At 61.4% G+C, this 12462-nt stretch carries 10 protein-coding genes; 5 read left to right on the top strand and 5 right to left on the bottom strand.

What is annotated here, in order from left to right; all coding sequences use genetic code 11:
* Positions 1-60: 60 nt before the first annotated feature.
* Positions 61-903: an enoyl-CoA hydratase-related protein gene (locus tag ABH922_RS27415; protein ID WP_424810179.1), complete on the top strand. Its 843-nt coding sequence runs from the start codon at positions 61-63 to the stop codon at positions 901-903.
* Positions 904-1019: 116 nt separating this feature from the next.
* Positions 1020-1757 (top strand): enoyl-CoA hydratase-related protein, encoded by a 738-nt coding sequence (locus tag ABH922_RS27410; RefSeq protein ID WP_424810178.1) that lies wholly within the window; start codon positions 1020-1022, stop codon positions 1755-1757.
* A gap of 100 nt (positions 1758-1857) precedes the next feature.
* Here ABH922_RS27410 and ABH922_RS27405 read toward each other — a convergent pair whose 3' ends face one another.
* The 5 genes from ABH922_RS27405 to ABH922_RS27385 all read right to left on the bottom strand — a co-directional run bounded on the left by ABH922_RS27405 (position 1858) and on the right by ABH922_RS27385 (position 8389).
* Positions 1858-2643, bottom strand: a complete 786-nt coding sequence (locus tag ABH922_RS27405; protein WP_424810177.1) for an enoyl-CoA hydratase/isomerase family protein — start codon at positions 2641-2643, stop codon at positions 1858-1860.
* Positions 2644-2704: 61 nt separating this feature from the next.
* Positions 2705-3730, bottom strand: coding sequence for an acyl-CoA dehydrogenase family protein (locus ABH922_RS27400; protein WP_424810176.1), 1026 nt, complete (start codon positions 3728-3730; stop codon positions 2705-2707).
* Positions 3727-4872, bottom strand: a complete 1146-nt coding sequence (locus tag ABH922_RS27395; RefSeq protein WP_424810175.1) for an acyl-CoA dehydrogenase family protein — start codon at positions 4870-4872, stop codon at positions 3727-3729. Before ABH922_RS27395 ends, ABH922_RS27400 begins: the two co-directional genes overlap by 4 nt.
* Before the next feature lie 2 nt (positions 4873-4874).
* The gene (locus ABH922_RS27390) at positions 4875-6818 is read right to left on the bottom strand and encodes a flavin-containing monooxygenase (protein ID WP_424810174.1); all 1944 of its coding nucleotides are present in this window, start codon (positions 6816-6818) and stop codon (positions 4875-4877) included.
* Positions 6819-7168: 350 nt separating this feature from the next.
* Positions 7169-8389 (bottom strand): acetyl-CoA C-acetyltransferase, encoded by a 1221-nt coding sequence (locus ABH922_RS27385; RefSeq protein WP_424810173.1) that lies wholly within the window; start codon positions 8387-8389, stop codon positions 7169-7171.
* A 941-nt stretch (positions 8390-9330) separates the two neighbouring features.
* Here ABH922_RS27385 and ABH922_RS27380 point away from each other — a divergent pair.
* The 3 genes from ABH922_RS27380 (at position 9331) to ABH922_RS27370 (ending at position 12270) form a co-directional block, all read left to right on the top strand.
* Complete coding sequence (locus tag ABH922_RS27380) at positions 9331-9555, top strand: hypothetical protein (RefSeq protein ID WP_424810172.1); 225 nt, start codon at positions 9331-9333, stop codon at positions 9553-9555.
* A 182-nt stretch (positions 9556-9737) separates the two neighbouring features.
* Positions 9738-10766: a cytochrome P450 gene (locus ABH922_RS27375; protein WP_424810171.1), complete on the top strand. Its 1029-nt coding sequence runs from the start codon at positions 9738-9740 to the stop codon at positions 10764-10766.
* 235 nt (positions 10767-11001) lie between these two features.
* Positions 11002-12270, top strand: a complete 1269-nt coding sequence (locus tag ABH922_RS27370) for an NAD(P)/FAD-dependent oxidoreductase (protein WP_424810170.1) — start codon at positions 11002-11004, stop codon at positions 12268-12270.
* Positions 12271-12462: the final 192 nt, after the last annotated feature.

Below are 12462 nucleotides of genomic sequence, written 5' to 3'. Positions count from 1 at the left end.
CATAACATGTAGTCAACATATTTGTTGATAAATTTTTCTGACATCGGTAGCGTCGCGACCGTGAACCAACCCGAAGTCATCGTCGCCCCGGCCGAGCAGGGCGTCGCTCTGATCACCCTCAATCGCCCGAGTGAACTCAACGCGTGGACGTACTCGATGGAAAGCACATTCTTCGAAGCGCTCGACAACGCCGTCGGCGACTCGGACGTGCGCGCGATCGTGATCACCGGAGCAGGTCGCGGATTTTGCGCCGGAGCGTCGATGAGCATCCTCGGCACCACCGAGAATCCGGTCGCCCGTCCGGACCGGGCCACCCGACGACGATTCTGCGAACTCACCGCGTTACCCAAACCGACGATTGCTGCCGTAAACGGTCCGGCGGCCGGCATCGGCATGGCACTCGCGCTCTCCTGTGACATTCGAATCGTTGCCAATAACGCGAAATTGACTTCCTCCTTTGCCCGTTTGGGCTTGGTGGCCGAGCACGGTACCGCCTGGCTCCTCCCCCGCCTGATCGGGCTCGGCCGCGCCACGGAATTCCTGCTGTCCGGCCGAGTGATGACCGGCACCGAGGCCGAACAAATCGGCCTGGCGACATCAGCCGTCGCCGCCGAGCGCGTCGTGCCCACCGCGCTGGCGCGCGCTCGTGAACTGGCCGCGACCTGCTCGCCGCAGAGTTGGGCCCAGATCAAACTCCAACTGCACCGCGCCGACGAGATAGACCTCTCATCGGCCTACGAGGAGGCTGCCGACCTGATGGAAGTCGCTCTCGAATCGGCCGATCATCACGAAGGCGTCCAAGCATTCCGCGAACGGCGCAGCCCCACCTTCGCCCCCTGGAATGCATCCGTCGAGAACACTTCCGCCTCTTCATATGAATGCATAAATCAACGTCTTCGTTGACACTTTTGTCGACAGGACGTACGTTCGCTAGGGAACCTTGTCCTCGGCGACGAGGGTTAGCCAAGGCGAGCTCACCAGGCGCGCCGGAAAGATGAGACATGACACCAGGGTTGAGAGTGACCGAGACGAACGGCATCGCCGAAGTGGTGATCGATCGCCCTCCCGTCAACGCACTCGCGCGGACCACGTACCGCGAGATCAAAGAGACGTTCGAGGACTTCCGTGAGCGCGACGACCTATCTGCGGTGATCTTCACCGGAGCCGGAACCCGCGCCTTCTGTGGTGGCCGAGACGTGAAAGACCTCCAGGAAGAACGCAAACTAGGCGCTCCCGCCAACATTGCCGACCCATACTTGATCACCCGCGAAGCTTTCTGGGCTGTACGACACTGCGCCCTCCCCGTCATCTGCGCCGTCAACGGTCCGGCCGTGGGCGCCGGTGTCGCCCTGGTCGCCTGCTCCGACATCGCGATAGCGGTGGACACCGCAACCTTCTCACTGACCGAGATCGACGTCGGTGTCCTGGGGGGTGCGTCCTTCGCTCAACGTCTGGTCGGCCCTAGCATGGCCCGACGGATGATGTTCACCGCTGAACGGGTCCCAGCGAGCGAGGTATTTCGCCGCGGCGGTTTGGATTCCGTCGTCAGCAGCGAGGATCTCATGGACGAGGCTCGCGCACTCGCCGCCCTGATCGCATCCAAGAGCCCCGTCGCGGTCCGGATGGCGAAAGCGTCTCTGGTACGCAGCGACAGCCTGCCGCTCGAAGCCGCCTATCACACCGAGCAGGACTACACCCGCCACCTGGCCGCGCTCTCCGCGTCCACGGATGCGCTGGCAGGGTTCGGAAAGAACTGAAGTCCTCAGCGCCACTATCGCGTCCGCCCGATCCTTTCCGGATCGGGCGGACGCGGCCCGTATTCGTCAATCGAGGGTGACCTGATAGATGCCCGATCGATCAGCGGTTCCGGAAGACCGGATCACGTTTGTCCCGGAAAGCGGACATCGCCTCCTCGTAGTCCTCGGTCGCCTGCACCACGCCGAGGTGCGAGGAAATCAGGTCCAGGCTGGTGTCGAGGTCGTGGCGCTGAGATTGGTAGACCGCGCGCTTGATCATCGCCACTGCGATCGGCGACCGCGCTGCGATCCGTCCGGCGAGTGTCATTGCTGCCTCGAGCAACTCGTCGTCCGGATGGACCGAGCTTACGATTCCCACCACGCGAGCCTCCTCGGCGGACAACATGTCGCCGGTCCAGAGCAGCTCCAACGCCTTGGCCGTACCCACCAGTCGAGGCAGGAAGTAGGCGCCACCGTCACCCGGAACCAATCCGGCCTTGATGTACCCCTCGCTGAAGCGGGCCGAAACCCCCGCCAGCCGGATGTCGCACATCAACGCCATGTCCATACCAGCACCAATCGCCAGACCGTTGACCGCACAGATCAGTGGCTTGTCGAGATCCTGAACGCCCCGCACCACCTTGTACACGCGGTCGGTCAGCATCCGCTTGCGGGCGATCGGCGTCGCTTCCACGGCTGCAAGCTCGTCCAGGTCGACCCCAGTGCAAAAGCCCTTGCCGGTACCGGTCAGGACCACTACACGGACACGCTCGTCGAGTCGGGCGCAGGACAGCGCCTCCGCCCAGGCGTCGATCATCGGCCAGGTAAAGGCACCGAATTTCTCCGGGCGATCGATCCGAATCAGACCGACACTTCCGACTACCTCGTACCGCAGTTCTTCAGCCATCAGGCTCAGGACTCCTCGTGATCAGATCGAGTACCGGCCCGCCCCACGCAGGGCGGACTTGTCACCGCGTCAAGCGGTGCCACAATGGTTCGTCGTCAGCGACGACAGCATCGGCGATCGAATCGATCGAATCGAATCGGCTCCGGTATTCGTCCCGCCACGCCCACAGCCGAGTGGTCGCCAAGTGCAAATCGTGCTCCTGGGTGAAGCCCATCGCACCGTGTATCTGGTGACCGATCTCGGCCACCGTCTTGGCTGCTCCCGCAACCCGCGCGTGGGCAACCTCGAGCAACCACGAGTCCTGTGGGCGTGCACGAACCGCGGCGGCGGCACTCTCCACGACAACTGTCATCGCGCAGACCTCACCGGCCAGCCCGGCGATCATGTGCTGCACCGATTGCAGGGATGCCAGTGGGCGGCCGAACTGTTGCCGCTCTCCTGCGTAGCGCACTGTTTCCTCGTACACACGGTGTGCGGCACCGACAATCTGCGCGGCCCGACCGAAAGCTCCGCGCAGCCGAACCGTATCTATCAGCTCACCGCCGATCGGATGTAGCTCTGCTGCCGAGACGAAGACGTCGTCCAGCAGTAAGTCGTCGCGCGGCTCCCCGGCGACGTTGGCGCCGCATCGAACCGTACAGTCGGCCACCTCAACCACTGCTAGAACTGGTTCGGCTCCGCCGACGAGAACGACGACGCAGTCCGCGACGCAGCCCCAGGGCACTCGGGTGAGAACACCCGAGAGAGACCGACCGCCCGGCACCTCGACGACGTCCAGGTCGAAGGCCAGGGCTGCGGTGACCACGCCCGACGGTAGCGCCACACCGACCGCCTCCAGTGCGTGACCTGCCACCAGGTCCGTTTCCACTATCGGCACCGACACGCAGGCCGTACCGAGCGAGGAGAGAACCACCTCGGCCGCAACCAGGTCGCCCCCGGCGCCACCGAACTCCTCGGCGACCGAGACTGCCTGGACACCGAGTCCAGCGAGTATCTCCCACGCCTCGGGGTGCCATCCGCCCGTCCCCGGGCTGTCACACGCAGCACCGACGGATTCCCGTAGCGCCTTCATCTCGTCCGCATTCATCGCAGCACCGCCTTTGCAATTACACCGCGCAGAACCTCGTTCGCGCCGCCACGAATAGTGAATCCCGGCGCATGCAGGAGTGCGCCGGCCAACATGGCGGCCAGTGTCCCGGTTGCAGTCGGATCTGGGGTCACCTCGATCTGCTCGGCAACCACGTGCACGAGATCCCGCTCGAACCTCGTACCCTGGTCCTTCACGATCGCCGCAGCGACGTCGGGGCGACGGCCGGCATGTAGCTCGGCGGCGACGGCGATCGACATGCTTCGCAACGTCCACAACTCAGCAGTCAATCTGCCGAGCACCCGCCGTCCACCGGGCGTCGCGGCAAGGTAGGGCCTCGCGGCCTCGAGAAGTGGGTAGCTGCTGAGGAAACGCTCCGGCCCGGACCGCTCATAGGCGAGTTCGTGAGTGACTTGGTTCCAGCCGTCACCGATGGTGCCGAGCACGTCCTGATCGGGGACGAAGACATTGTCGAGTACGACCTCGTTGAAGTGGTGGGCCCCGCTCATCAAGTTGATCGGATTGCACTTCACACCGGGACTGGACAGGTCGATGACGAACTGGCTCAGCCCGTCGTGACGTCGACCGGTGTCCAGCGGGCTGGTCCGCACCAGGGTGAGCATCTGGTGCGCACCGTGTGCATGGCTGGTCCACACCTTGGTGCCGTCGACCAGCCAACCTCCGTCGGCCCGAACGGCCTTGGTACGAACGGCCGCCAGATCCGAGCCTGCATCGGGCTCGCTCATCCCGATAGCGAAGTAGAGCTCACCGCGAGCGATACCCGGCAGAAACCGCTCGCGCTGTTCTTCGGTACCGAAACGCAGCAGCGACGCACCGGACTGCCGATCCGCGATCCAGTGGGCGGCGACCGGCGCCCCCGCCGCCAGGAGTTCCTCGGCCAGGACGAAACGGGTGAACGCGTCCGCCCCGAGACCACCGTACTTCGTCGGAAAGGTGGTACCGATCCATCCACGCTCGCCCAACCGACGACTGAATGACGGGTCGAAGCCGGCAAGCCAACTGTCACAACGCGGTTCAAAGGAACGAGCCGAATGCTCGTCGACCAGAAATTCCCGTACCTCGGCCCGGATCGTCTCGGATTCAGCCGGCAGCGCCTGCGCATGCAGCAGTGTCGGTGTCATGATCAAAGCCGTTCCTCGGTTGCGGCTCGGGCGTGAATGCGGGTGTAGTCGTCGAGGCCTGAGCTTTCGGCCCGGCTCCAGTAGTCGACGTTCCGGAACGGTGAGACGAAGACCAGGCGTCCACGCTCGTTCCGGAAGAACGTGTTCGTTCCGGGGTGGGTCCACACGGTTTGCTCGGCGGCGTGTTCGACTTGGGCGTTGTATTCGTCGAACACATCGGAGCGAACGTTGACCGCGTCAACTCCTTCAGCCGCCATCGCATCGAAAAGCCGAGTGATGTAACGCATCTGAACTTCCATGAAATACATGAAACTGCCACTGCCCGGGAACGAATTCGGGCCTCCGAGCATGAAGAAGTTCGGAAACTCCGGCACAGTCACACCGAGGAACGCGCGGGCGTCGTCATCATCCCACGCTTGGCGCAATGTCAGGCCATCGCGCCCGATCACGTCGTAGGAGGAAACAAACCGCGAAGCCTCGAAACCGGTTGCCCATACCAGGATGTCGGCTTCGTGGAACTGACCTTCGGTGTCGACGACGCCGTTGACCTTGACCTCGGCGACGCCTTTGTCGACCAGTCTGACGTGGGGTCGACACAGCGCCCGGTACCATCCGTTGTCGAGCAGGATCCGTTTGCCATACGGGGGGTAGCTAGGGAGAACCTTGTCGAAGAGGTCGTCGGCGTCCTTACCCAACTCGTCTCTGATGTACTGGGTGAAGAACTGCCGGTGTCCGTCGTTACGGGCATTGACTGCCCGTTCCGGGTGCTGCCAGGTCGGGTCTTTCTGCAGCGAGTCGAGGACCTTGTCCCCGAACTGCCAGTACAACTTGAGCCAATACCAGGAGCGATAGAGCGGAACGTCGCTGAGCAGACGGCGGGCTCCTCCGTCGATCGGCTGCATGAACTTCTCGAACGGCGCCACCCACGGGGGAGTGCGTTGAAAGAGCGTCAGCTCCCCGACGTCCCCGACGATCGCGGGAACGATCTGCATGGCGCTGGCGCCACTGCCGATGATCGCCACCCGACGACCACGAATATCGAGGTCTTCGGGCCAGGCCGAGGAGTGGAAGGCCAGGCCTTGGAAGTCCTCGATCCCGGGCAGAGTCGGCATTTTCGGGCGATTCAAGATGCCGACCGCGCTGACCACCGCATTGAACCACTGCCGGTCCTCGACGCCGCCGCTGTCGCGGAGCACCGCATACCATCCCGCCGACTCCTCGTCGAAGGTGATCGAGACGACATCGGTTCCGAACCGGGTCCTCTCCGGGCCACCGATCGCGGCAAAGGTGCGCTCGAGATAGTCCTGCAGTTGCGGGCGGAGCTCGAAATGCATCTGCCAATCGTTCTCCGAAAAAGAGAAAGAGTAGAGATGACTCGGAGTATCGACACCGACACCCGGGTACCTGTTGTCGATCCAATTACCGCCCGCAGCGTCATGCTTGTCGACGACCAGAAAATCGACTCCCATCTCCTGTAACTGCTGCGCAGCGATGATGCCCGAAACACCGGCACCGACTACCAGCACTCGAAAGTTCGACGATGCTGCTACCGGCTTACCCAGATTGCTGCTGCCGACCAACCGTCGACGGAATTCCTCGGAGAACATCCGGCCGTAATTCTCGTCGACTTTCTCCCCGACACAGACACCGAGCATCCGGCTCATCAACTCCGGATCGGGCACCTCGATCACCGGCGCGCCACCGGCCCGCAGGTGATCGAGGGCCGCCACTCCGGCCACCAGGATCTCGTCTTGGATCTCCTGCGGCAGTCCTCCGGTGTCGTGATCGTTCAAACCTGGACTGCGCGTAGGACGATACGGATCATTCAACCAGCGCTCGTCCCCGGTGACCTGATAGATCACCATGAGCAGCGTGGGGATGTTAGCCGTCGCCACTTCACACAGCGTGCCCTCCTCCTGCTGACCGCCCACTGATTCCTTCGACACAGCCGCACCTCCGTTTTGGAATTACTCGAGATCGATGCCCCACAGCGCGCCGATGCGCCGGCCGCGGCCCGTTCGGCGCCGTCTCCGGCCTTGCATGCACGAAGTGCCCCGCGAACACGGGGGCGGATCACCGCTCCCGACCACCGTAATTGCTTCTCGATGTTTTAGTCAACACCGATGTTGATATTTAATAGATCACACCTTGTCGATAAATTCGATCCCAGTTGAGCTCGAGGCAAGGAATACCCGTCGATTCAAGATCTCCAGATAGGAATTACACCCGCGCGACCTTGGGTGACAGATCAACGTCTTCGTGGATCACACTTCGACCGTCGCGAACGGCGAATTAATCAGGACATCCGCTCGATGACCAAAGCCATCCCCTGACCGCCGCCGACACACATCGTCACAAGACCGATCTCCGCATCCCGACGCCGCAAGGCGTTGATCAAGGTGGTGATGATGCGCGCTCCCGTCATTCCGAACGGATGTCCGAGAGCAATGGCACCACCATGAACATTGAGGCGTTCGATGTCGACACCCAATTCACGCTGCGAGGCAAGCACTTGAGCGGCGAACGCTTCATTGATCTCCACCAGATCGAGATCAGCCACACTCATCCTGGCGCGCGCCAACGCGCGTTTGGTCGCCTCCACCGGCCCGAGGCCCATGATTTCGGGCGAAAGAGCCGAGGAAGCGCTGGCAACGATGCGCGCCAAGGGACGCAGACCCAGCTCCCCGGCCTTCTCATCACTAGTCACTACCAGTGCGGCTGCACCGTCGCTAAGGGGGCAACTGTTACCGGCGGTCACACGACCGTCCGAACGGAAGACAGGCCGGAGCGATTCCAATGCCTCGAGGACAACACCCTTTCGTGGACTGTCGTCGGCGGCGACCTTATTTCCGTCAGCCAGCCTGACGGGCGTGATCTCTTCGTCCCAGACGCCATCGAGTGCAGCCTGCTCTGCACGGTTCTGGGAGAGCAAAGCGAACTCGTCCATGTCACGCCGACTCACATTCGATGACAGCGCGACGTTCTCCGCGGTCTGGCCCATCGCGATGTAGATGTCGGGCAGTTCGTTGTCGAGCCGAGGATCACGCCATTCGATGACGCCTCCCTGCGCCGCGGTGCTGGTTCGCGAGCGAGCTGCGTCGAACACCGGATTCTCGGTATCCGGCCAAGAATCCGCGCTACCTCGACCGAACCGACTTACCGTCTCGACTCCGGCAGAGATGAAAGCATCCCCCTCCCCCGCCCGGATCGCATGGAATGCCATTCGTGTGCTCTGCACTGACGACGAGCAGTACCTGTTCACCGTCAGCCCGGGAAGGAAGTCGTAGCCCAACTCCACGGCAACCACCCGCCCCAGATTCTTACCGGCCTCACCAGCCGGCTGTCCGCACCCCAGGTAGAGATCGTCGATATCGCGCGGATCCAACGCAGGCACACGGTCCAACGCTGCGCGCACCATCTGAGTCGCAAGGTCGTCGGGACGAACTCCCGCCAGCGACCCTTTGACTGCCCGTCCGATTGGCGATCGAGTCGCAGAAACGATCACTGCTTCAGACATAACAACCACTCACTTTCATTTGAGGTACCGACCGACTCGGCCATGTCACCACTCACGGCAACTGCCCGAGACGGCGAGCGCAAGACCGGGGACGCACTTCGCCCACGTCAACCGACCTCGATGCTAACCCGATTGACCAAATAATCAACACTAGCGTTGCATAAAAATATCGACAAATCACTCGCCTGACGAAACTTCCTTCAGGAATTGGCAAATACTCAACAGTCAAGTTGAAACTTTGACGTTGACTTTCGGCAGGACTCAAATGTCGTCACCGTTGAACCTTCCCAACCTTCGGAACCGCGCGAAAAAGACCCCAGGAAGTGTCGCAATCGGAAACAATCCGAGACTAGGTCCGCCGAAATCGCCGACAGGCGGCAAGTCGGACGACGCGACCCGAAACACGATGCCCTGGAAGGGGACATATACCCATGCATCACAGTCCGACAAACGCGCCGAGCAGCATGTTTCCACCAGAATGACCGCAACGGCATCGACGCAAACTCGCCTTCACCCGAAGCGCAAGCTGCCGAGTGCATACAGTGAGGCAAGTTTAATCAACATATTCGTTGTATTTCTTCTTACCCCGAACGGAGCCACGCGGAACTCACGAGATCCCGACCCGGACCACTCAGGCTCGGACGCCATTCGAACCGAGGTGAATATCTCCCGCCCGAGCTTTCTGGTCGAAATCTGATAGAACAATGCATGTTCCACTCGATTCGGGCCTCTCGCGATGAATCATCGACCATCCGTCATGGCACAATCAACCTCCACCACATCACCGACTACGCGGGGGCATGCCCGTGATCGACAAACAGCCGAGCGGCGAATCGTCGAATATTCGGACATTTTTCAACGAATTCGTGGACATGAAGAAACTGCAGGACTAGGTTCACGTAATCCGCAGGTGTGACGGCAGGCACAAAATAGGAGGCTGTATGAGTAAGACGTTGAACTCCCTTCGCCCGACCGGCATCCGCACAACCACCGGTGGTCACCTTATGAAGCAGGCCTCCGAGTGGGGGCGCCACTTCAGCTCGACCGGCGTCGATCTGCGACCGCTCGACGACTTAGGAGACGCAGCCATCCGGCTTCGCCCGAACACCTCGAGGCAGGTCTACGACGTGGCGATTCCCAACCATGCTGCAACGGTTCTACCATGAGCATTCAGGCCGAGCCTTCCATCCGGCTCAACGACTCCACGTTTCACACGTTCGAAGCCGAAGACGCATTCAGGTTCCTCCGAGAGCACTCTCCGGTTCACTGGTACCCCGATCTCAACACCTGGATTGTCACGAAGCACAGCGACATCCGATCAGTATCACGAGATAACGAGCACTATACAGTGACGGACGGAATCGAACTGAATACCATCGCGCTCCAAGAACTCGCGTCCGAGCCCATGTTCGGCGATGGTGGCGAGTTCCTCGCCTTTGTCGACCCACCTCGTCACACAATTCTACGAAAGGCTTTGGCGTCCACGTTCACTGCACGGGCGGTTGCAACACGGGAGCAGCGCATTCGTGAACTTGCCCTAGGATTGGTTGACGATATTCCACCAGGCGAGGTAGTAGACTGGGTCCATGTCGCCCAACGACTTCCGGTCATGGTCGCACTCAACCTACTCGGCCTCCCGATCGAGGACGTGGATCAAGTCCGTGGCTGGAGCGAAGCGATGGAGCGTCTCTCCTATCCCCTTACCCCGGCCGAAATGGCACAGGCTCAGGCAGATTTTCTACCCTTGTCGCACTACCTGTCCGAGTGGATCGCCCGGAAGAGCGTGACACCCGCCGATGACTTGACATCTCGACTACTCGAGGTCCAGCGAGACGATGAAAGCATCACCGACGCCAACGTTCTGATGCTTCTCATCACCGTCCTCGCCGCAGGCAACGACACGATGAGATCGCTACTGACCGGGATGGTCGTCGCACTGACAGATCACCCTAATCAACTCGAAATACTGTCCTCGAAACCAACTCTCGTGCCGGACACCATCGAGGAATCTCTACGCTGGGTCACCCCAGCACGCGGATTCCTGCGAACAGTCAGCGCCCCGACCACATTGAGAGGAGTAAACTTGGAACAGGGTCAGCGCGTGTACCTGGCCTACGATTCGGCAAACCGAGACGAGGAGTTGTTCGACCGCCCTTACATCTTCGATATAGAGCGTCCGCGAACCCAGCAGGCTGCATTCGGTTTCGGCACGCATGTGTGCATAGGAGCGGCATTCGCGCGCATGGAGGCCTCAGCCCTGCTGACAGCTCTTCTGGACAGATTTCCTCGATTCGAGTCGGCAGAGCCAGCCGAAAAGATGATCGCGGTGTTGCGGAACGGTTGGCACTCTGCACCGATGCGATTCTTCGAACGCTGAGACCACCACCACGCTCATACCGCTATCCGGAACCTCGTGCCAAGGGTGTACGACAATCCACCCACTTCGATCTCGCCAGAATCTCCTCGAAAGTAGTCAACACCAGCGTTGTGTAATATAGAACGTCACATGCACTTCAAATCATGAAGATGTAGTAGAAGCTGCAGCGCATCCAAATGTCTTCTACATATATGTTGATTATTTGGATACACCTCGACCGAAGCGGGAAGCATACATGGAACCGAATCGAGTTCCGGCACCTACGACGATATCCGTCAACACCCTGATCATCGGCGCAGGCCAGGCGGGGCACACAATCGCCATGACCATGCGGCGCCTCGGACACGGTGACTCCATCGCAATCGTCGGGGCCGAGCAGCACGCGCCCTACACTCGTCCCCCACTGTCGAAGGCATTCCTTCTCGGGCAGGTCGAACCCGAGGACTTCGCCTTGGGCGGATTCGACGCACTGGCTTCCGCCGAGATCACTGCGGTGTTCGGCGAAACGGTCAGCGAAGCAACCGCTCCGACGGCAGACAACGCCGGGCGCGCGGTCACTGACGCGGGTACCGTCTTCGAATTCCGGCAACTCGCCCTTGCTACAGGGGGTTCACCCGTGCACTTGGACGTGCCGGGCGCTACCCTGCCCGGAGTGCATCAACTACGCACTCTCGAAGACGCAAACGCACTTCGGAGCGCGCTGACCACCTGCCGCCGGCTGGTCATCGTCGGTGGCGGCTTCATAGGGCTCGAAGCGGCGGCGGTCGCTCGATCCCTTGGAATCGAGACCGACCTGATCGAAACCTCCGACCGTCTGATGAGCCGGGTGGTCACGTCACAGGTTTCTGAAATGTGCGCCCGCGCTCACACCGCCCGCGGAGTCAAGGTTCACTTGTCGACTCGTGCCACCGCCTTCCACGGCACCGACCACGTCACCGAGGTCGAACTGGAGACGGGTGAGCGACTACCCGCCGACGCCATCTTGGTCAGCGTCGGCATGCGCGCGCAAAGCTCCCTCGCTCGCGGACTTGGCCTCGCTACTGGTCGTGGGATATTGGTCGACGAGGCAGCCAGGACCAGTAACCCGCTGATCTGCGCAGCCGGTGACTGCACCGAGTTTCATCATCAGGCAGCGCCCGGAGGCGGTCGGATCTCCCTCGAATCAACCCAGAACGCCATCGACCAGGCTCGCACCGCCGCCGCAACCCTCGCTGGTAAACCGGCTTTCTACAAGAACATTCCGTGGTTCTGGTCGGATCAGGGCGACTGGAAGATTCAGATCGCCGGATGGGCCGCCGACCATGACGATCATCTGATCCTCGGCGACCCCGCGGATCAGCAATGTTCAGTCATCTACTTCCGCGACAATCGGTTGATAGCCATCCACGCGATCAACCGGCCCGCAGACTACACGGCCGTACGACGAGCACTCACGCGCGGCGCCACTGTTACGCGCGAATCGTTCACCCACACCGAGGAACTGCCTGCAGAGTTACATTCCTGATCACGCGCTCGCTCAGGAGATGCCCGAACTGGCGCGCAGAAGCTACCGTGATGCGGGCGGGCACCCGGTAGCTTCTGCCGCAGTAGCGAGAAAGCCCACCGTGACGAAGTCGAATTCCGCGACCTCAAGGTGTTCCTTCGCCAACCTCTCCAACTCGGTTGCCGATGCCTCACGGCCGACCGTAGTGCCTAT

This window comes from Rhodococcus sp. 27YEA15, from assembly GCF_049739425.1.
In the GTDB taxonomy this organism is placed as follows: Bacteria; Actinomycetota; Actinomycetes; order Mycobacteriales; family Mycobacteriaceae; genus Rhodococcus_F.
The sequence above is the reverse complement of the archived record's forward strand: the minus strand, read 5'-3'. Positions and strand labels throughout refer to the sequence as shown.